The sequence below is a fragment of the Pseudarthrobacter cellobiosi genome (assembly GCF_023913815.1).
GTDB classification, from domain to species: domain Bacteria; phylum Actinomycetota; class Actinomycetes; order Actinomycetales; family Micrococcaceae; genus Arthrobacter; species Arthrobacter cellobiosi.
The window spans coordinates 80,346-100,631 of the sequence record NZ_JAMXBK010000016.1 but is presented as its reverse complement, the minus strand read 5'-3'; the positions used below and the strand labels follow the sequence as shown (position 1 = coordinate 100,631).

Below are 20,286 nucleotides of genomic sequence, written 5' to 3'. Positions count from 1 at the left end.
TCAATCCCGACCGCTACGGCGCACAGGTCGGAGGCAATCCCGGCAGCTGGCCGGGGTTGCATTTGGGGAGGGTGGACGTTGGCTCAGCAGAGGCGGCCGGCGAGGACGGCGGAGCGGTCGGCGTGCTGGCCGGGACCGGGACGGCGTAAGTCACAGTCACTTCAGCCCCCTTGGGCACGGTGCCCGTGGGGTTGACCTGCAACACCGTTCCGGCGGCGGAAGTACTCTGCTGCGGGATGACCCGGACGGACAGGCCCATGGTTTCCAGCGTCCCCTGGACCTGACGGTAGTCCTTCCCGAGGTAGGCCGCCGAAATGATGTCCACGGTGCTGGGGGTGGGCGTTGGCGTGGGCGCGTCGGTGGTCCGGGTGGGGGTAGGCGTAGCGGAGGCCGACGTGCTTGACGGGCTGGCGCTGGTGGATGGCGGGTTGCTGGATGCCGAGTTAGTGGTGGTGTTGGCCGGGTTAAAAATCCCCTGCTGCGTCAGGAAGAACCCCACCAGCGCAAACAGAACCAGCACGATCAAGGCAACCAGCGGCCACGTCCAGGGGCTGCGGCCGCGTCGGTCGGGCTCGTCGGCCGGCTCGTCGTCGTACTTCTCTTCCTCCTGCACCCAGCTGCGCTCCGCAGCCAGGGCGTCCGCACGCGAAAGCGTGCTCCCGGGTCCAGTGGCTGTGCCCGCGGCGGCGCCGAGTGCAGCGCCGGCGGCAGCGGCACCAAGCACGGGCAGAGCAGACGTCGACGTTGTGTTGCTGTCCTTCTGGGCGATGACGCCGGTGGGTGCCGTGGCAATGTCCACCGGTGCGGTAATGGGGCCGGTAGTCGCCTCGAAGAGCAACATGCCGGGAACAGCTGCGTGTGCGGCGTCAATATCGCCGTTGCGGATGGCCTCGGCGGCTTCGGACAGCTTGATGGCGTTGGCCGGGCGGTTCTTGGGGTCCTTGGACAGCATGGACATCAACAGCGCGCGGACCGGTTTGGGCAGGGTCTCCGGAAGCGGCGGCGGGGCGTCGTTGACCTGCGCCAGGGCAATGGCGATCTGGGATTCGCCGGAGAACGGCCGGTGCCCGGTGAGGCACTCGTAGCCGATCACGCCGAGTGAGTAGATGTCCGAGGCGCCGGTAGCGGTCTGGCCGGTGGCCTGCTCGGGGGCAAGGTACTGGGCGGTCCCCATGACCTGGCCCGTCTGCGTCAACGGGACCTGATCGGCCAGGCGGGCGATGCCAAAGTCGGTGACCTTGACCCGGCCGTCGGGCGTGATCAGCAGGTTGCCCGGCTTGATGTCGCGGTGGACCAGCCCTTGGGCGTGGGCGACGGAAAGCGCGCGAGCGGTCTGCGCCATCATGGACAGCGTCCGGTCCGGGGACAATACCTGCTCGTGCTCGATGATGCTGCTCAGCGGCTGGCCAGGGACGAGCTCCATGACCAGGTACGCGGAGCCATCCTCCTCGCCGTAGTCAAAGACATTGGCGATGCCCACGTGGTTCAGGAGGGCGGTGTGGCGTGCCTCGGCGCGGAACCTCTGGAGGAAACCGGGGTCACCGGTGTATTCCTCCTTGAGTACCTTGATGGCGACAATCCGGCCCAGGACCTGGTCCTTTGCCTTCCAGACCTCTCCCATCCCGCCGATCGCAATCCGCGTGGTCAGCTGGAATCTGCCGCCGAGGGTGATTCCCGTTGTAGGCCTCACTTATTCAACACCGCCTCAAAAATCTTCTTCGCGTTCGGACTGGTTAGCTGTGCGCCGGTGGTGATGTCTACGCCCTCCATGACGATGGTGACGCTCACCTCCGGGTTGTTCGCCGGGGCAAACCCGGTGAACCAGGAGTTGTTCAGGCCGTTGCCCAGTTCAGCGGTTCCGGTTTTGCCGGCTACCTGCACACCGGGGACGGCCGCGCCGCGGGCAATGCCCTGGCTCACCGCACTGGTCATCCATTCGGTGATCTGCCGGGCAATTTCCGGAGTGGTGGACGTCCGGAGCGCCGCCGGCTGGGGCTCGTCAATAACCCGGAGGTCCGGGGACCGCACGGTCTTGACCAGGCTGGGGCTCATCTGGACACCGTTGTTGGCGATGGCCGCGGTCATCAGGGCGATCTGCAGCGGAGTGGCGCGCACGTCCTTCTGGCCGATGGCGGACTGGGCCAGGCCTGGCCCGTCCAGATCATCGGGGAAGCCGCCGCCTTTGGCGTAGGCGAGCTTGAGCTGGTCGCCCAGATCCTCGCCGAAGCCGAATTTTGCCGCCTGCTCGGCGATGGCGTCGCGGCCTAGGTCGAGGGCAATGCTGGCGAACGGCGTATTGCAGGATTGCTGCAGGGCGAAGGCAAAGCTGGCCGTATTCTGGGTGTAGCAGTTGCCTCCGGCGTAGTTCGGCAGTTTGTACTGGATCCCCGGGAAGGGCATCTCGGCGGGGTTGGGGAGCACGCTGTCCTTGTTGTACTTCCCGGAGGCAAGGGCCGCAGCGGTATCCACCAGCTTGAAGACTGATCCCGGAGCGAGCAGCTCGCCCGTGGGTCCGCTGACATTCTGGTTCAGGTTGATGCCGGGGACCTTGACCAGCTCATTGATGTTGGTTGTTTCGGCGTTGGGGTCCTGGGTGGCGATCAGGTTGGGGTCATAGGACGGCTTGGACACCATGGCCAGGATGGCGCCGGTCTTTGGGTTGGTGACCACAATGGATCCCCGCTGGCCGTCCGGGATGAGGTCGTACGCGAGTTTCTGGATCTCGGGGTCGATGGTTAGTTCCACCGAGGCGCCCTTCGGCTGGTTGCCCAGGAAGAGCTGGCCGATCCGGTCGAAGAACTGCTGGTCTGAGCTGCCGGCCAGCTGATCGTTCATCGCAACTTCCAGGCCAGTGGCACCGTAGTTCCGCGAGAAGTAGCCCGTGAGGCCTGCATACAGTGCCGGCTGCGCGTAGGTCCGCTGGAACTGGCAGACCTCGGAGGTGCCTTCCACCGATTCGGCCACGGGGTCCCCGCCCACGATGATGGCGCCGCGGTCGTTGCAGTAATTCTGCAGAATGGCGCGCTGGTTCAGGGGGTGGTCGTTGAGGTCATCGGCACCCACCACCTGGACGAAGCTGATGGCGCCGAAGATCAAGGCAAACATGGCGATCGCTGCCACCCAGGAATTACGGATTGCTTGGTTCACGCTCGTTTCACCGCCTCGGTGGGAGTATCAATTCCTGCAGGTTCCGCAGCGCCGCCGGGAGGAAGTGGTGTGGTGTCCACCGGTCCCCGCGCCGTATGGGAGATCAGCAGGAGCAGGCCCACGATGATCCAGTTGGCCAGCAGCGACGAACCGCCGGCGGCGAGGAAAGGCGTGGTCAAACCGGTCAGCGGGATCAGTCGTGTGACTCCGCCGATCACCACGAAGCACTGGAGGGCGATGGCGAAGGAAAGCCCGCAGGCCAGCAGTTTCCCAAAGGCATCCCGGGTGCCCAGCGCCGCCCGGAACCCTCGGGTGAACAGCATGACGTACATCAGCACTACGGCGAACAGTCCGATCAGGCCCAGCTCCTCGCCGATGGACGCGATGATCATGTCGCTGTTGGCGAAGGGGACCAGGTCCGGCCGGCCCTGGCCCAGGCCGGTACCCACCAGGCCGCCGTTGGCCATGCCGAAGAGTCCCTCGATGACTTGCCGGCTGCCGGTCTCGTACACGTCTGGGCTGAAGGCGTTCAGCCAGCCGTAGATGCGGACTTCGACATGGGAAAACACCTGGGCTGCCACGAAGCCGCCACCCAGGATGAGGCCCAAGCCGATCACTACCCAGCTGATACGGCTGGTGGCCACGTAGATCATCACGATGAACAGGCCAAAGAACAGCACGGAAGACCCGAGGTCGCGCTGGAAGATCAACACGCCGATGCTCACCAGCCAGGCGGTGATCATGGGCCCCATGTCCTTGAACCGGGGGAACTGCAGCGGGCCGATCTTGCGGCCGGCCAGCAGAATGAGGTCGCGGTTGGAGGAAAGATAACCGGCGAAGAATATAGCGAGGGTGATCTTGGCGATCTCACCCGGCTGGAACGTCATGGGACCCACCCGGATCCAGACCCGGGCGCCGAGGATTTCGCCGGCCGAGATGCCGGGCACCAGTGGAAGAATCAGCAGGAGCGCGCTCACAGCCAGCGAGATGTAGGTGAAGCGGCGCAGCACCCGGTGGTCCTTGAGAAACCAGATCACGCCGATGGCCACGGCCATGGCGATCAGGGTCCAACGCAGCTGGTTGTTGCCGGTGTCCTCCCCGGGGGCGTCAAGGCGGTGAATCATGGCAAGACCCAGACCGTTGAGTGCAACCACCAAAGGAAGTATTACCGGATCGGCATATTTTGCCCGGATCCGCAGGACCACGTGGAAGACCAGGGCGGCCACCGCGAGGAGGCTGGACTGGAACCAGAAATCGGAGTCGAACGCCTTCGCCTGGTCAACGCCCACCAGCATGCTGGCGCCAATGCCCACAGACAGGGCGAGGATCAGCAGCAACAGTTCCACGTTGCGCCGGGGCTTGGGGATGGTGCTGAGCTGGCTCACTGGCCCCCCTCACAGACGGTAGTGGGGGTGGGTGAGGCAGCCGGGGCAGGTGCTGCCGCCGGAGCGGCTGGGTCCGGCGATGGGGCAGGCGCGGTGGGTGTTGCAGCGGGCGCCGTTGCTGGCGCCGGAGTGGGCGAGGGGGTCAAGCACTCATCCGGCGGCGCAATGGTGCCGGTGCCTTCGAGGTTCTTCACGATCCGCTGGGCGTCGTAGAGGTCACGCGCGGGCACTGTCTGCCGGACGCGCTGCTGGGAGAACTGGGGCAAGGAATCCATCCGGATCTCTGTAACGGCTTCGAGGGTTGAAAGCTGGATGGGGCCAAGCCGCTGCGACACTCCGTTATAGATGGCCACGCGGGAATCGAACTCCCCGATGTAGTAGCGCGTCTGGGTCCAGGCGTAGCCGAGCCAGAGGCCCACGGTCACCACCACCAGCACGGACGCGGCGATGGACATGGTGACCCAGCGGCGGGGTCTGGGCCGCCCCAGGACGTCATCTACCTCCGCAACGGGCGCGTCGGCCTTGTGTGTCAGGACGGTGGCGGCCCGCCGTGCCACGGTGCGGCCGGCGATGGTGGGAATCGAGCCGGACTCGGCCGCGGTGGCGGCAGCACCGACAAGTTCGTGCGGGCGCGATGCGAGTTCCTGCCGCAGGACTTCGGCCGAAAGGTGCTCGCCGAGATGGGGGTCGGTGGAGGGCGGCGGTTCGGCGGCTGCCGGGTTTTCGGCGATGGGCTTCTTGTAGTCCGACGCCTCGGGGCCCGGTGAAGCGCTGGCCGCGCCGCTGTCCGCGACGGGGGCTTCGGTGAGCAGCTGCGAGGGGATGATGTCGACGGCGGCGGTACTGACGTCGTCGGACGTTTCCTCGGTGATTTCCACCATGACCACGGTGACGTTGTCCGGTGAGCCGGCTTCCAGCGTCAGGTTAACCAGCGTTTCGACGCACTCGCGCAGGTCCTTTGTCTCGCGGACCGTCCGCTCCACCACGTGTCCGGCCACATAGTTGAGCCCGTCCGAGCACAGGAGCCAGCGTTCCCCGGGCTTGACGTCCAGGGTGTCCAGATCCAGCTCGGGGCTGGCGTCGACGTCGCCCAGGACGCGCATGAGGACGTTTTTGTGCGGGTGGGTTTCGGCCTCTTCGGGACGGAGCCGGCCCTCATCGATCAGCCGCTGGACGAACGTGTGGTCCACGCTGACCTGTTCAAACTCGCCATCACGCAGGCGGTACGCCCGGGAGTCGCCGATATGCGCGAAGTGCAGCTTGCCCTCGGCGAGCAGCAGAGATGTGACGGTGGTGCCCATGCCGGCGAGCTTGGGGTTGATGTGCACCAGCTCGGAGAGCAGGGAGTTGGCCGTCTGAATTTCGTCGGCCAGGACGGTGCCGGCGTCGCCGTCGTAGTCGCCGTGGTCCAGGTGCAGCATGTCCAGCACGGTGGCCGCGGAGGCCACATCGCCGCCCGCGTGGCCGCCCATTCCGTCCGCAACCACTGCCAAATGGCGGCCGACGTACGCCGAGTCATCATTTTTGGCCCGGATGCGTCCCACGTCCGAGCGCGCCGCATAGCGCATGACGAGGGGCCGCTGGACGGGTGTGGCCCCGCCGGCGGGAAGGTCAGCGGCCATGGCTACGGCCTCAATTCGATGACCGTCTTGCCGATTCTCACGGGTACGCCAAGCTCAACGGGCAGTGCCCGGGTAAGTTGCTGGTCGGCCAGGTAGGTGCCGTTGGTGGAGCCAAGGTCCTCGATGAACCACCGGCTGCCTTGCGGGAACAGCCGCGCGTGGCGGCCTGAGGCGTAGTCGTCCTCGAGTACCAGCGTGGCTTCCTGCGCGCGGCCCAGCAGGATGGGGCTCGCGGCCAGGGGGATGGTGGTTCCCTTGAGCGGGCCTTCGGTGACCACCAGTTGATGGGCCTGCTGCTTGAGGGGCTGTGGCGGAGCCTCGGCCAGTTCCGGGTTTTTGCGGACCTGCCGGGCGGTAGGAGTGCCGGCGGCGGCTTTGCGGCCCACCATCAGGTCGCGGCGCATGGCCGAAACGATGCTGAAGATGAGGACCCAAAGCAGGATCAGGAAGCCAAACCGTAGCGCAGTGATGGTCAGGTCGCTCATGGGCGGCCCCCAGGGTTGGCGGGAAGCAGGCGGAAGATAATCTTTGTCCGTCCCATTGTGATGGTGGAGCCGTCGGTCAGTTCGGTGCTGCCTGCCAGTTTATGGCCGTTGACATAGCTGCCATTAGTGGAGCCGAGGTCCACAGCGCTGGTGACGCCGCTGGCGGTGCGGATCTCGAGGTGGCGGCGCGAGACGCCGGTGTCGTCAACCAGGATGTCGGCCTCGGAAGACCTTCCCAGGACGATGGATGGGGCATTGAGGGAGTAGCGCTGACCGTCGATGTCCAGGACGGGCTGCAGCCGGACGGGCGGGCGGCTGGGAGCTGCCGGCATGTTGGGCCTGGCCGAGGAGACTCCGGGGCCGGCTTTGGATTTCTCAGTGGAGGAGACGATCTCGAAGTTGCCAGCGCGCAGCTCCTCGGACCGGCGGAAAGAGATCCGCACCGAGCCCTGCAGGGTGTAGCCCTGGCTGCGGACATGGTTGATGACGACGTCGCAGAGTTCTTCGGCCAGCGGCGTGCCCCAGTCCTGAGCCCTCCTGAAGTCGTCGTCACTGAGTTGGACGTCGAAGACATTGGGGGCCAGTGTGCGACCGGCGGCGATGGTGAGGGCTTTGTTGTCCACCTCGCGGCGGAGCCGGCTGGCGATTTCCACAGGTTCCACCTGGGCGCGCGAACCGGTGGAGAAGACACTGCGGACGGCTTTTTCGATGCCGCGCTCGACCTTGTCCAGCAATCCCATGGTCCTTCTCCTTTCCCCCCCGGCTGCGGGGCAGTTTTCGTTCCGGAACTCAGCCAACAATGCAGTTCAGAACCCAGCGGCCTGCCTGGCAGTGGCAGGCACTACTACATCAGATACTACTGGGCAGGCCTGTGAATGACCTTAATCCACAACGGCCGGGCCCCCGGAAAAGTTCGCTGGCGGTTCCCTGCCGGCCCCCTCCCGGCGGGGAATTTGACCGCTCCCGAGGCTCAATTGGTGTTTTGCCGCCGATGTCCGTTATGCTTGATCTCGCTGCTTTTACAAGGTTGCGGATCCGAAAAACCGGCCGTAATTCATGGAAAAGAAGTTGCGCGCGAGTGGCGGAACGGCAGACGCGCTGGCTTCAGGTGCCAGTGTCCGAAAGGGCGTGGGGGTTCAAATCCCCCCTCGCGCACGCAATCAAGGGAACCCCGGTCTTCGGACCGGGGTTCCTTTCTTTAACGCTGGGGCGGTCCTTGACGCTGGGCCCCGAATCCGGCATGCCGCGGGCGTAACTTTGGGTATAGCATGCGAGTGACACCCGCTGGATCATGCGGTCGGAGGACTGCTTATGCTGACATTGGGCGCAATTGATCTGGAAATGCTGCGACTCGCCCTCGATTCCCCGTCCGACTGGGATTCCAGGTACTGGTTCGACCCCCGCACGGGAGAGACCAGCCTCTGGCTGAGGGACTCGTTTGACGAAGCCGAAGAGTCCTGGGAAGACCTCGAAGCAGCTGGCGCCATCGTGGTGGAACCGATCAGACCGTATGAGGCCTACCGCGACATGGAATTGTTCATTGCGGATGTGAAGGATGAACGCGCCAAGGACCTGCTCTGGCGCGCAATAGACGGCAAGGGAGCGTTTCGGCGTTTCAGGAATACGCTCGCAGAGTTCCCCGAGCTTGAGACCCGATGGTTCTCTTTTCATGACCGAGCCATGCGGCGGCGCGCCATAGAGTGGCTGGCGGCATCTGGTGTAGTGGAACAGGGTGAGGCCGAGAACGCCCTGCGCCTACTTCCGTAACGCCCCGAAGCCCGCAATGAGGGCCTCAAGCCCCAGGCTGAACGCCACGTCCGCAGGTTTCTCGTGCCCCTGCGCGGCCAAGCTCCGGACTGCTCCCGTGAAGCTCGGCGTCGACTCCGCCATGCTGCCGGATTCGAAAATGTCGGCGGGGGCCGTGACGTCGTAGGCGGATCCGAAGATGAAGGATTCCAGGGCCACGATGGCGGACACGATCCGCTCCTCCGGGAATCCGGCCGCCCGGAATCCGGCGCTGACGGTCTCATACATGGCGAGGGTCTGCGGTGCGTCAGTCACTGGAAGTACTGCGATGACGGGAATCAGGGGCGTGTGCTCCGCGAAGACGTCCCGGTAACTCCAGGCCCACTTCCGCACGGCGGACTCCCAAGGTTCCGCCGCGAATGCGGCCACATCCACCAGGGCAGTCAAATGGTCTTCCACGAGCAGGAGCACGTCCCGCTTGGATTCCACATGGTTGTAGAGGGCCGACGGCGCCACGTGCAGTGAGCGGGCCAGTGCGGCCATGGTGAGACCGTCGTAGCCGTTCTTGCCGATGAGCCGCAGGGCTGCTGCTGTGATGCCCGCCTGGTCCAGGACAGCCGCGGCGGGCCGCCCCACGCGGCGCCGTGCCGCACCGGTTTGCGGCACGGGTTCGCGTTCCGTGGCAGTTCGTGAAGCGGCTGGTGATGCCGGCATTGCTGGCCTTTCTGCGGACAGATGTCTCCAGCATTATTCCACCCGTCTCTTCCTTGCGGACCGCAAAGCAGCTATAGTTCCACTAAATGAATGACATTCATTTAGTGGTTCGTGTCACTCGACCGGCCATAGAGAGGACATCATGCTGAATCTTGACCGTGACGTTGTGATCGTTGGCGCCGGACCCTCCGGGCTCACTGCTGCCCGCGAGCTGAGGAAGGCAGGCCTCAGCGTGGCAGTGCTGGAAGCACGGGACCGCGTGGGCGGCCGAACCTGGACCGACACCATTGACGGGGCCATGCTGGAAATCGGCGGCCAGTGGGTCTCCCCGGATCAGACCGTACTGCTGGAGCTCCTGGACGAGCTCGGCCTGAAGACATACTCCCGCTACCGGGAGGGCGAGTCCGTCTACGTCGGCGCCGACGGCAAGAAAACCCGCTACACCGGTGATTCCTTCCCGGTGAGCGCAGCCACCGGGGCGGAAATGGACAAGCTGATCGGCATTCTGGACGGCCTCGCCGCGGAAATCGGCGCCACCGAGCCCTGGGCGCACCCCAAGGCCCGTGAACTGGACACCATCTCCTTCCACCACTGGCTGCGCCGGAACTCGAACGACGAGGAGGCCTGCAACAACATTGGCCTGTTCATCGCCGGCGGCATGCTCACCAAGCCCGCGCACGCGTTTTCGGCACTGCAGGCGGTCCTCATGGCAGCCTCCGCCGGGTCCTTCAGCCACCTCACCGACGAGGACTTCATCCTGGACAAGCGGGTCATTGGCGGGATGCAGCAGGTGTCCCTGCTGCAGGCAGCGGAACTGGGGGCCGACGTCGTACTTAACAGTCCGGTGCGCACAGTCCGCTGGGAGGATGCCGGCGAAGGCGGGCACCGCGTCAGCGTTGTCTCGGAGCGCGCCACCGTGAATGCGCGTTTTGTGATCATGGCGGTGCCACCGAACCTTTACTCACGCGTCTCGTTTGACCCGCCGCTTCCGCGGCGGCAGCACCAGATGCACCAGCACCAGTCGCTGGGCCTGGTGATCAAGGTCCACGCCGTTTACAGCACGCCGTTCTGGCGTGAAGACGGACTCTCCGGAACGGGTTTCGGTGCCGGTTCGCTGGTCCAGGAGGTCTACGACAACACCAACCACGGTGATTCACGGGGAACCCTGGTGGGCTTCGTCTCGGATGAAAAGGCCGACGCCGTCTTCGAGCTGAGTGCCGAGGACCGCCGCCGCGCCATCCTCGAATCGATTGCAGGGTTCCTGGGGGACAAAGCCCTGGAACCCGAGGTCTACTACGAATCCGACTGGGGCTCCGAGGAATGGACCCGGGGCGCGTACGCGGCCAGTTACGATCTGGGCGGCCTGCACCGTTACGGCAAGGACCAGCACACTCCTGTGGGCCCGATCTACTGGTGCTCCTCGGACCTCGCCGCCGAGGGCTACCAGCATGTTGACGGAGCCGTCCGCATGGGCCAGCGCACGGCGGCGCGGATCGTGGCTGCGGCGGGCGTTGCAGCCAAAGCGGGCGCATCCGCTGCGGCACATATGGCCGCGGCCGCCGTCGACTGACAGCACCAGCACCAGTACGAGCTCCACCCCATTCAGCGTCGAATGAACTACGAGAGGCAAGGCCATGAGTCCCAAAGAAGTGACAGCACAGCCACCCAGCGGCCTGGACCAGGGCCTGGCAGAAAAGGGCCTGAGCGGGAAGGGCCTGAAGGCCGGCGCGGTGGGGCTGGTGGGCGCCGTCGTGATCGGGGTTTCCTGCATCGCGCCTGCGTACACGCTGACCGCGGCGCTGGGCCCAACGGTTTCGGAAGTGGGGGTCCAGCTGCCGGCGATCTTCCTGGTGGGCTTTATCCCCATGATCCTGGTGGCGTTGGGCTACCGCGAACTGAACAATGCCATGCCCGACGCCGGCACCTCGTTTACGTGGGCATCGCGCGCCTTTGGTCCGTGGATCGGCTGGATGGGTGGCTGGGGGCTGATTGCGGCCACCATCATTGTGCTGTCCAACCTGGCGGCGGTCGCCGTCGACTTCTTCTACCTCATGCTGGCCCAGCTGTTCGGGAACCCGGAACTGGGCGAGCTGAGCAAGAACCTGCCGCTGAACATCGCCACCACCCTGGTGTTCATCGCCCTGGCTTGCTGGATTTCCTATCGGGGCATGGAAGCCACCAAGGGCGTGCAGTATGTCTTGGTGGCGTTCCAGCTGCTGGTGCTGGGCTGGTTTGCCGTTGCTGCTTTCAGCCACGTGGCCAACGGCTCCGCTTTTGATGCAACTGCCATTTCGCCGGACTGGTTCAACCCGTTCGCGGTTGGATCCTTCTCAGCCTTTGCTGCCGGGGTTTCCCTCTCCATCTTCATTTACTGGGGCTGGGACGTCACTCTGACCATGAACGAGGAAACCAAAAATCCGGAGAAGACTCCGGGGCGGGCGGCAACCGTCACCGTGGTGGTGATCGTCGCGATCTACATGACCGTTGCGCTGGCCACCCTGTCCTTTGCGGGCGTGGGCGAAACCGGCCTGGGCGCCGGGAATCCGGACAACCAGTCGAGCATCTTCGCCGTCCTCTCCGGGCCGGTCATGGGACCGTTCGCCATCCTGATGTCCCTCGCCATCCTGAGCAGTTCGGCCGCCTCGCTGCAGTCCACGTTTGTGTCCCCGGCGCGGACCATGCTGTCGATGGGTCACTACAAGGCACTCCCGGGCCGCTTCGGCAAGGTCAGCCCGCACTTCAAGTCCCCGAGCTACGCCACGATCGCCGCGGGCGTTGCCGCCGCAGCCTTCTACGTCATCACCCGGACCACCTCGGAGAACGCGCTCTGGGACACCATCACGGCGCTGGGCATGATGATCTGCTTCTACTACGGCATCACAGCCCTGGCATGCGTCTGGTTCTTCCGGGCACAGGCGTTCAGCAATGGCCGCGCCTTCTTCTTCAAGTTCCTGGCGCCGCTGCTGGGCGGAGTGATCCTGCTGGTGATGTTCTTCAAGACCGCCGTCGATTCCATGGACCCCGAGTACGGCTCCGGATCATCGGTGGGCGGTCTGGGGATGGTGTTCATTCTCGGCATGGGCGTGATCCTGCTGGGAGTGGTGATCATGCTGGTGATGTCCCGGCTGCGGCCCGAGTTCTTCAAGGGGCAAGTGCTGGCCCGCGGGAACTGAACGTCGCTGAGGGCGGGAGGCGCCTAAGCGGGCGGGCGTAACGAAGCCTTGAACCGCCGTCGGGAGTTTGCGAGGTGGCTGCGCATGGCGGCCGAGGCGGCGGTCTCATCGCCGTCGGCGATGGCGGCAGCGATGGACCGGTGCTCGTGCACCACCTGGTCAAAGTGGTCCCGTGCGTAATGTTCGACGCCGGTGAGCAGCCGGGTGCGCGGCATCGCGATCATCGTCTGGCCCAGGGCGGCGAGGCAATCTGAGTAGAAAGGGTTGCCGGAGGCGGCCGCGATGGCGCGGTGGAACTCGAAGTCGGCCTTCATGGCGTGGCCGGGGTGGTCAGCGCTGGCGGCGAACTGTTCCAGGGCAGCATTGACCGCCCGGAGCTGGCGGTCGGAGTTGTTGCGGGCGGCCAGGGCCACAGCTTCGGACTCCACTCCCAGCCGGAATTCCAGCAGGTGGAGGCGGTCTTCGACGCTGGCGACGGGGCGGCTGCCCGGGACTGGCTGGGGGCCGTCGTCGGGCGGGGTCAACGCAAAGCTGCCTCGCCCGCGTTCGGTTTCCACCAGCCCTTCGGCCTGGAGGCGCGTCAGTGCCGAGCGCACCACGGTGCGGCTGACGCCGAAGTCGACCATCAGCGCGTTTTCGCTGGGAAGCTTGTCGCCGGGCTGGATGACGCCGTCCACGATGTACGTCTGGACGGAGTCCCGGTAGGCGCCCAGGAACTTGGCCAGGGAGAGGCCAGCGGACGCGCTCATCCCACCAGCCAGGCGACGGCCAGGAGTGCCCCCACGCTCAGCACGGTGGTGCACAGGATGACGTCGCGGGCCACCGTCATGCCGCGGCCATAGGGGGAGGCAAAGAGGAAGACGTTCTGGGCCGTGGGAAGTGCCGCCATGATCACGCTGGCGAGGAGACGCTGTCCTTCCAGCCCGAAAATGAAGCGGCCAAGAACCCACACAATGAGCGGCATCCCTGCGACCTTCAGGAAGGTTGCCACGAGGGTTTCGGTCCGGCCGTCGTCCTTCTGCAGCGGGGCACGGCCGGCGAGGGCAAGCCGAAGGCCAGCAGGACCATGGGCACGGCCCCGCCGGCCAGCATGTCGATCGGCCTCTGTAGCAGGTCCGGCGCGGTCCAGCCTGTCAGGGCGACCGCCACACCCAGCGCGGAGGCGATGATCATGGGATTACCCAACGGCTGCAGCAGCATCCTCTTCCACGAGATTTTGGATCCGGAGACCAGCCCCAGGACCGTCAGGTAGAACGGCGCCATCACCAGGAGCTGGACCAGGAGCACGGGCGCCACGTGCTGGGCCGTCCCCACGGCGTACAGGGACACCGGGATACCGATGTTGTTGGCGTTGGCGTAGCTGCTGGCCATGGCGCCGACAGCGGTCTCCGCCGCAGGGCGCCGGAGGAACAGGAAACTCGCCAGCCAATAGAGGAGCCCCACTATCGCTGCCGAAAGCAGCGCGAGCGGGGCATCGGTTCGGGGCGGCACGGATGTCACTGCCGGCAACCACCGTGAACAGCAGCGCCGGGTTGGTGACGTAGTAGGCGGTGCGGGTCAGCGCACCTTGGACTTCCGGCCCCAGGATCCGCAGCCGGGCGGCGAAATAGCCCACGGCAATGACCACGGAGACGATCAGGATTCCGGAGACGACGCCGCCCACAGATCACCCTTCTACATAGCTATTGGAATCTCCGCACGGCCGACCCCTGCGCTCAACGCCGGAAACTCTGACTTCTAAATACCGTAGGCTACGGCACGGCTGCCAGCGCGCCGAGGACGGCGGGCAGCAGCACGTCATTGCGGCCCCAGACCGGGTCCAGGATTTCCACATACCAGGAGTCTGCGAGCAGCAGCGCCAGCGTTTCGTTGGTTTCGTCCGCCCAGTCCCGGATCTGCTCTTCCTCCACCGGGGTCTCGCTGGAGCCGAGGACGGTCACTACCTCGTCGCCGTAGAGCGTTACGGGGATGGCGGCGCTGCTGGCCTCGCCCGGGGCATGGGCCACAGTCACCAGCTCGGTCCGGGTGGAGAGGGCCAGGAGTTCCACGGCCGCTTCCGCACTGCAGAAGCCGGTGACGTACTGCCGCTGGGCGGAGTTGTCGGTCCGCAGGCCGGGCTGGGATTCCTTGGTGAACAGCCCGCTCCTGTTCAGGGCGGCAAGCTCGGTGGCGATCGCTTCTGTTTCGGCGTCGTAGCGGACGGTAAAGGTGGCGGCCTGGTATTCGCTATGGCCCTCCAGCCAGCGCGCCGTCAGTTCCCCGGCCGCTGCAAGGGTGATGGCCTGCCGCCAGGCCCCCTTATCCTCCAGGCGCCTGCCGAACTGGTCACGGATTTCCGCTTCTGTGGGTTCCATCCTCGGATGCTACGGCGCCCCGCCGCCGGACTCCAGCGGCGGCGACACAGCAGTTAACGTCCGACGGCGGTGATTCCGGCAGGTATCCCGGCAGCCCGTTCCGCCGCGGCGAGGGCAAGGCCAAAGCGGACGACGGCGGGAGCGTACCCTTGGTGCGGCACGGCCCGCAGTTGCTCTGCCTCCCTCATGGCGCGGATCAGCGCGGACGTTTCGGGCAGCCGGACGTCCGTCATGGCGGGGTAGTCGATGCAGCTCGCAGGGTCCAGTTCGTAGCGGCTCCACCGCGCCAGGAGTGCGTCATGTTCAGCCTGCGCCGCAGTGTGAACGGGCCGGTCCAGCCGCAGTTTCCGGCGGCGTTCCTGCAACGCCAGGATCTGGGGGCTGCCCCGGTAGGCGGCCACGCCCGCCCCTGCGCCCAGCGCGGCGAGGACCACACCAAACCAGGGTGACGCGAGTGTGGGAATAAGGATCGCCGGAAGTGCCACGGCAGAGCCCATAAACACATCCCAGAATACGGGATCCGGGGCGCGGACGGCAGGGTCCGGCGTCGAATGCTGGCGGACAGCCAGGACGGTGGCAGCCACCGTGCACACGAGCACTGCACCCCAGAAACTCAGCTGCAACGCTCCAAACAGGACGGATTCTGCAAATGCCGGCACTGCGGCACCTCCCCGTGTCAGGCCCGGCCCAGGATTCCGGGTTGCTCCTTCCATTGCATCCCCTGTGGGCGCCGGGGTCAATGGGCGGGCAGGCTATGTGGATATTGCACGATCCTGAGGCTGATCAGGGAGCCCCCAGGCATTTGACTTGGCTCCTGGTTCCGCCTGCCAAACACGAAGTTAGCCCAACGCGACGATGTCTGCGTCACGAGCGGAGCGCAGCAGTTCGGCCAATTGAGGCCTGAGGGTACAGATGCCGGAAGCCTTGTCGCTGAAAATCTAATCCAAGGCTTGGCCGCCGAGCTTGCGCTGTTCATTCTGGTCCAGCGTGGTAACCCTCGCATACCGGATTCCTTGACCTGCCGCCGTAGTCACCCCTGCCGAAGCTGTCAGGATGAAACCTATGACTTTCCAAAAGGCATGTCCGGAAACGCTATTTCAGATCCTATTCTGACACCCGTCCGAGTGGGATGGAGGTCAGGTTGGGGTGTAATCTAACCTGCCAAGACTTAGTGTTACTGAGACTGGGCAGTCCGCTGCCGGGAGCGGTTCCCAATGGCACTCGGCTCGATTGGGGCCATCAGCCGTCAGCGGTCAAACGAATCGTCTCTGCGCACAGCACCGAGCTGCCACCCGTCTTCCTGACGGAACATGTTCTAGCCTTTTCCGTATGAAGGCCGGAGCCGGACGATGCCCGGCGAGTTGCCATGAGCACTTTCACAGCTTCACTCCAGGCATTCTTCACGACATACCTCTGCACGACAAGACCGGGCTCGTTCCCGAACAACTCCAGTTCACAGACCTGGACGCGCAGACCGTCGGCGGCTTCCTGCACTACCTGGAAGCCGAACGCCGAAACACCGTCCGTAGCCGAAACGCGCGCCTGGCCGCGATCCATTCCTTCGTTACTTACGCCTCATACAACCACCTGGAGCACGCGGACCTGATCGCACGCGTCCTGGCGATCAGAAGGAAGAACACCAGCACCACCGTGCTGACATACCTCACTGGTCCCGAGACTGAAGCCTTGCTGCGGGCCCCGGATCAACGAAACGAAACAGGCAAGCGGGACTACGTGATCATTCTGTTGCTGATCACCACGGGCCTGCGCGTCAGCGAACTAACCGCCCTCACACGGCAGGACATCCACCCGGACACGCCGGCCCACCTGATCTGCCACGGCAAAGGCCGCAAAGACCGGCTAACACCCCTGAACAAGCAAACCGCTGGCGCCCTGCGGCAGTGGACCACCCATAGCCACGAACACGATCCAACGAGCCCCCTATTCACCGCTCAGGGGAGCACCACACCGATCAGCTGGGACGCGATAGCGGCCCGGCTTCGCATCTACGCCACAACCGCAGCGGCCAACTGTCCCAGTCTCGCCACCAAAAACATCACGCCCCACGTGCTTCGTCACACCACCGCAATGCGAATGCTCGAAGCAGGAATCGACATCGCCACCATCGCTCTCTGGCTCGGTCACGAATCCACACAATCCACACAGGCCTACCTCCACGCGGACCTGGCCATGAAGCAGCAGGCAATGAACCGAATGCAACCGAACAATCCACCAATCAAGCGCTACAGGCCGCCGACGGGGAGTCTGCTCAAATTCCTGGAAAGCCTCTAGTTATGCCGAGCTTCGAACCGTCCGGGGATACCTGACCAGCCCGGCGGCAGAAACATCGGCATAATCAGGACATCGGCATAAGCATCGAAAGGGTGCTCCTTCGCTCGGCAAATAACGGTCTCGACAACCACTATTTTCCCAGAGCACCCTTTCCCTACTTAAACACGCCTACTCTGCGGCCCGCCATGAAAACCCCGGGCTAATGTGTTCCTTCAATCACGATCCGCCCAGAAGGGATTCATCATGGCCGATATCGCTGCTGTGCTGGATGGCTCACCCCGGGAGATTGAAGAGACGTGGTACTGGGCGATGAGCCATGTGTTCTCCTCTCGGCGGAGAACGAGGGATAGTTGCACGGGTACCGTTCTTCCGTCCGGGTAGGTGAAGGTGACGGCGGCGAATCCGATGATAATGTTCTGGGCCAGCTCACGGGTCTGGACTACTTGAAAGCTGGTCGTGATGCCGGGGGCCAGCGCATCGTAGTACCCGAAGATTTCTTCGCGCCCCGTGAGCAGAGCGGGGGTGATCCCCTGGAAGAGCGCATCGGGTGAAAAGAGTTCGGCCATGTCTTCGGGCCGGTGGTTGTCGAAGGCTAGCTTCCAGGGGGCCAGCGTTTCTGCCAGGACGCGGGTCGCCGGTGTGGCTGGTGGATTGCTGATTTTTCTCCTTTCCAGGCGCTCGGTCATGTCCGGCACTGGACTTCAGGCCCTTTCACGTACTCGGTGACGGACGTGCGGTCTTTTATCGGGAGACGGGTTCTGTTGCGTCCAGCAGGTCCAGTTCGCTACGTCGGGGCATGCCTTCCCAGTCTCCGGGAACCAGGCATGCGAACGCGCCTGTCCGTGCGGCTGTCAGCAGGCGTTGGGGAACGTCCTTGCCGTTGAGCATTTCGGCGATGTAGCCGGCTACGAAGGCGTCTCCGGCTCCGACGGTGTCCACTGCCCGGATGGGGATGGCACTCTGGGCGTGGGGTGTGCCGTCCACAACGGCGACGCATCCGTCGGCGCCGAGTTTGATGATGGCTTGGGGGGCGCCCAGTTCGTTAATTCGTCGGGCGAGTTCCCACGGGTCTCCTCCTGCACCGACCGCCAGGGCCGCTTCCGTGTCCCCTGCGAAGACGACGTCGGCCCGGGGTATGATCCGGCGGTATTGTTCTCCTGCTTCTTCGGGGGACCACAGCGCTGCCCGGTAGTTCAGATCGAAGGAGACCAGAGTGCCGGCCTCCTGGGCACAGTCGAGGGCGTAGCTGACCGCGTCCGCTGCGGTAGCAGACAGGGCTGGTGTGATGCCCGTTATGTGGAGCAGTTTGGCTTGGGTGATCTGTTCCGCCGGGACGTCGTCGCGGCATAGCCGGGATCCGGCGCTGCCCCTGCGGTAGTACCAGACCTTCACCGCGTCAGCGGTTCTGCGTTCTTTGATCATGAGTCCGGTGGGAGCTGTGTCGTCACGGATCGCGATGGTGTTGATCGCTTCGGCCGCGAGTTCGCGCAGCACCATGTCTCCGAGGCTGTCGGCTCCGACTCTGCCTGCCCATGTTACCGAGGTGCCGAGCCTGCGTAGGGCTATGGCAAAGTTGCTCTCGGCTCCCCCCATGCCCAGGCTCAGTGAGGCTACGTGGGCCAGGGGTCCGGGTGTTTCGGCCTTCATCAGCGCCATGGTTTCGCCCATGGTGACGACGTCTGTGATGTGGCATGGGGTGACGGCAGCGCTATCGGCCGCCCGTTTCGGGAGGGTCACCGGTCAGTGCCTTTTCGTTCCTCGGCTGCCGCTGCCACCAGTTCGGTGACGCGCCGTGCCCGGTCTGTGAGTTGGGCAAGACTGCCGCCGGCGAATGCGTCCCCTATCAGCGGGCCGCCAAGGCTGACGGCCAGGGCGCCGGCCTGGATCCATCGGGGGGCGTCCTCGATGCTGACGCCGCCGCTGGGTATGAGTTGCATCTGCGGGAAAGGGCCGTGGAGTTGGCCGATGTAGTCCGGCCCCACGGTGGAAGCGGGAAAGACCTTGACGGCCGTCGCGCCTGCACTCCAGCCTGCGTGCAGTTCGGTAGGGGTCAGTCCGCCGGGGATGATGGGGATTCCGCGGGACACGGCGGCGTGCACGATGTCGAGGTTCATTGAAGGTGTCACAAGGAACTGTGCTCCGACGTCAAGGGAGCGTTCGGCCTGTCCTGTGGTGGTGACGGTGCCGATGCCTATCTCCGCGGCGTCTCCGAATGTGCTCCTGATGTCTGGAAGAAGATCGAACACGTCCCGGGTGGTGAGTGTGAGTTCGATGAACCGGACGCCCCCGGAGAGCAGCTTTTCAATCACGGGCGGGTATTCACTGGCGTGAGTGGTGCGCAGCACCGCTATCACCTGACCGGCCAGCGGAGGCGTCGGCTGTTGGGGGGGAGATGCGACCATAGTCTTTGTCCGTTTTTCCTTCGTTAGTCGGGCTCCGGGGGCAGAAATCCGGGAAGATTGAGCTGATCCTGCCGCGACCGCGTTGTACGGTGCGCCGCCGGAGCCCGCTCTTATCCCTGGCTGGCTACCGGTTGGGCCAGGTTCTTGGCGATGTCCCGTTCGACGTCGCGAATGTGGGCTACGGCGGCCTCGCGCGCTTCGCGTACCCGCCCGGTGACGATCGCGTCGACAATTCTGGCGTGTCCTGCGTGGGAGTGTTCACGCCGCCCGGGCAGTGCTATCACGCGGAGGGAGTATTTCAGAAGCGTCGGTTCCAGGCCGCCATAGAGGGTGGCCAGCAATTCGTTTCTCGAAGCCTTCGCAATTGTTTGATGGAGCTTGATATCCAGCCGCACGAAGTCCTCGTCGGAGAGGTCCGGATCTGCGCACTGTTCCATGATGCTCTCCAGCTCCGAGGTCAACGCGGGGGTAATTCTCTTTGCCGCCCAACCGGCCGCGTCCCGTTCCATCATCCGCCGTACCTCGAACAGCTCGGGCACGGTAAAGTCCTCGAACACGAGCAGGTCGGACTGGCCTGCGGTGGAAACGGCATTGCTGACCACGAAGACCCCGACGCCATGGCTGCTGTTGAGCAGGCCACTTGCCTCTATGCCTCGGATGGCTTCACGCATCGAACTGCGGCTCACCCCGAACTCCTCCGCAAGGACGCGTTCGGCAGGAAGTTTCTCCCCTACCGCGTAGACGCCCTTGGTGATGAGCTGCGTCAGTTGGGCGGCGACGGAGTCCGATACCCGCAGCCGCTCGACGCGCTCGATCTTGCTTGCGTATTCAGCCATGGTCTCTCCTTCGCCGCCCGGAAATGGCTCTCAGGCATATTTCATCATACTGGTCCGGTGGCCTGATCACTAACCATCAGCAGGCTTATGAACCACTCTCTGGGATTCGGGCCGGCGGGCGGCATCGAAA

Annotated in this window: 20 protein-coding genes and 1 tRNA gene; 5 read left to right on the top strand and 16 right to left on the bottom strand. The window is 64.7% G+C overall.

Annotated elements, in window-relative coordinates:
- Positions 1-13: 13 nt before the first annotated feature.
- From NG701_RS02630 to NG701_RS02605, 6 genes are read right to left on the bottom strand one after another with little or no spacing between them, the layout of a single operon-like run.
- Positions 14-1,690, bottom strand: coding sequence for a protein kinase domain-containing protein (locus tag NG701_RS02630; RefSeq protein WP_252564288.1), 1,677 nt, complete (start codon positions 1,688-1,690; stop codon positions 14-16).
- Positions 1,687-3,147, bottom strand: a complete 1,461-nt coding sequence (locus NG701_RS02625; RefSeq protein ID WP_252564286.1) for a peptidoglycan D,D-transpeptidase FtsI family protein — start codon at positions 3,145-3,147, stop codon at positions 1,687-1,689. Before NG701_RS02625 ends, NG701_RS02630 begins: the two co-directional genes overlap by 4 nt.
- Complete coding sequence (locus NG701_RS02620) at positions 3,144-4,532, bottom strand: FtsW/RodA/SpoVE family cell cycle protein (protein WP_252564284.1); 1,389 nt, start codon at positions 4,530-4,532, stop codon at positions 3,144-3,146. The genes NG701_RS02625 and NG701_RS02620 overlap by 4 nt, the downstream gene beginning before the upstream one ends.
- On the bottom strand, positions 4,529-6,154 hold the full coding sequence (locus NG701_RS02615) for a PP2C family protein-serine/threonine phosphatase (RefSeq protein WP_252564282.1): 1,626 nt from the start codon (positions 6,152-6,154) through the stop codon (positions 4,529-4,531). Before NG701_RS02615 ends, NG701_RS02620 begins: the two co-directional genes overlap by 4 nt.
- 2 nt (positions 6,155-6,156) lie before the next feature.
- Positions 6,157-6,639, bottom strand: coding sequence for an FHA domain-containing protein FhaB/FipA (locus tag NG701_RS02610; protein WP_056342800.1), 483 nt, complete (start codon positions 6,637-6,639; stop codon positions 6,157-6,159).
- Positions 6,636-7,379, bottom strand: a complete 744-nt coding sequence (locus NG701_RS02605; protein ID WP_252564281.1) for an FHA domain-containing protein — start codon at positions 7,377-7,379, stop codon at positions 6,636-6,638. The genes NG701_RS02610 and NG701_RS02605 overlap by 4 nt, the downstream gene beginning before the upstream one ends.
- Before the next feature lie 332 nt (positions 7,380-7,711).
- Here NG701_RS02605 and NG701_RS02600 point away from each other — a divergent pair.
- Together NG701_RS02600 and NG701_RS02595 are read left to right on the top strand one after the other, a co-directional pair.
- Positions 7,712-7,794, top strand: a tRNA-Leu gene (locus NG701_RS02600).
- A 156-nt stretch (positions 7,795-7,950) separates the two neighbouring features.
- Positions 7,951-8,406, top strand: a complete 456-nt coding sequence (locus NG701_RS02595) for a UPF0158 family protein (RefSeq protein WP_252564279.1) — start codon at positions 7,951-7,953, stop codon at positions 8,404-8,406.
- On the opposite strand, the gene NG701_RS02590 is transcribed toward NG701_RS02595, so the two are convergent.
- Entirely contained in the window at positions 8,395-9,099 is a 705-nt protein-coding gene (locus tag NG701_RS02590; RefSeq protein ID WP_252564277.1) for a TetR/AcrR family transcriptional regulator, read from the bottom strand. The two genes, NG701_RS02595 and NG701_RS02590, sit on opposite strands and share 12 nt — an antisense overlap.
- A 142-nt stretch (positions 9,100-9,241) precedes the next feature.
- Between NG701_RS02590 and NG701_RS02585 the strand changes: the two genes are divergently transcribed.
- Positions 9,242-10,669: a flavin monoamine oxidase family protein gene (locus tag NG701_RS02585; RefSeq protein ID WP_252564275.1), complete on the top strand. Its 1,428-nt coding sequence runs from the start codon at positions 9,242-9,244 to the stop codon at positions 10,667-10,669.
- A gap of 64 nt (positions 10,670-10,733) precedes the next feature.
- Positions 10,734-12,272: an APC family permease gene (locus tag NG701_RS02580; RefSeq protein ID WP_252564274.1), complete on the top strand. Its 1,539-nt coding sequence runs from the start codon at positions 10,734-10,736 to the stop codon at positions 12,270-12,272.
- A 23-nt stretch (positions 12,273-12,295) separates the two neighbouring features.
- On the opposite strand, the gene NG701_RS02575 is transcribed toward NG701_RS02580, so the two are convergent.
- The 5 genes from NG701_RS02575 to NG701_RS02555 form a co-directional block, all read right to left on the bottom strand.
- Entirely contained in the window at positions 12,296-13,021 is a 726-nt protein-coding gene (locus NG701_RS02575; protein ID WP_252564272.1) for a FadR/GntR family transcriptional regulator, read from the bottom strand.
- The gene (locus tag NG701_RS02570) at positions 13,018-13,236 is read right to left on the bottom strand and encodes an AEC family transporter (protein ID WP_252564270.1); all 219 of its coding nucleotides are present in this window, start codon (positions 13,234-13,236) and stop codon (positions 13,018-13,020) included. Before NG701_RS02570 ends, NG701_RS02575 begins: the two co-directional genes overlap by 4 nt.
- 11 nt (positions 13,237-13,247) lie before the next feature.
- The gene (locus NG701_RS02565; protein ID WP_252564268.1) at positions 13,248-13,763 is read right to left on the bottom strand and encodes an AEC family transporter; all 516 of its coding nucleotides are present in this window, start codon (positions 13,761-13,763) and stop codon (positions 13,248-13,250) included.
- 260 nt (positions 13,764-14,023) lie between these two features.
- Entirely contained in the window at positions 14,024-14,626 is a 603-nt protein-coding gene (locus tag NG701_RS02560; RefSeq protein WP_252564266.1) for a DUF6919 domain-containing protein, read from the bottom strand.
- Positions 14,627-14,679: 53 nt separating this feature from the next.
- Positions 14,680-15,285 carry a hypothetical protein gene (locus NG701_RS02555; protein WP_252564264.1) on the bottom strand — a complete coding sequence of 202 codons (606 nt, stop codon included), beginning with the start codon at positions 15,283-15,285 and terminating at the stop codon, positions 14,680-14,682.
- Between the two features lie 670 nt (positions 15,286-15,955).
- On the opposite strand from NG701_RS02555, the gene NG701_RS02550 reads away from it, so the two are divergent.
- Positions 15,956-16,918 carry a tyrosine-type recombinase/integrase gene (locus NG701_RS02550; RefSeq protein WP_252564262.1) on the top strand — a complete coding sequence of 321 codons (963 nt, stop codon included), beginning with the start codon at positions 15,956-15,958 and terminating at the stop codon, positions 16,916-16,918.
- Between the two features lie 212 nt (positions 16,919-17,130).
- Here the strand turns inward: NG701_RS02550 and NG701_RS02545 are convergent, their stop codons facing one another.
- The 4 genes from NG701_RS02545 to NG701_RS02530 form a co-directional block, all read right to left on the bottom strand.
- On the bottom strand, positions 17,131-17,604 hold the full coding sequence (locus tag NG701_RS02545) for a YybH family protein (protein WP_252564260.1): 474 nt from the start codon (positions 17,602-17,604) through the stop codon (positions 17,131-17,133).
- A gap of 55 nt (positions 17,605-17,659) precedes the next feature.
- A complete protein-coding gene (locus NG701_RS02540) occupies positions 17,660-18,655 on the bottom strand; it encodes a sugar kinase (protein ID WP_252564258.1) in 996 nt (331 codons plus the stop codon).
- On the bottom strand, positions 18,652-19,320 hold the full coding sequence (locus NG701_RS02535; RefSeq protein ID WP_256475423.1) for a bifunctional 4-hydroxy-2-oxoglutarate aldolase/2-dehydro-3-deoxy-phosphogluconate aldolase: 669 nt from the start codon (positions 19,318-19,320) through the stop codon (positions 18,652-18,654). Before NG701_RS02535 ends, NG701_RS02540 begins: the two co-directional genes overlap by 4 nt.
- A gap of 110 nt (positions 19,321-19,430) precedes the next feature.
- On the bottom strand, positions 19,431-20,156 hold the full coding sequence (locus NG701_RS02530; protein ID WP_252564254.1) for a FadR/GntR family transcriptional regulator: 726 nt from the start codon (positions 20,154-20,156) through the stop codon (positions 19,431-19,433).
- Between the last annotated feature and the right edge of the window lie 130 nt (positions 20,157-20,286).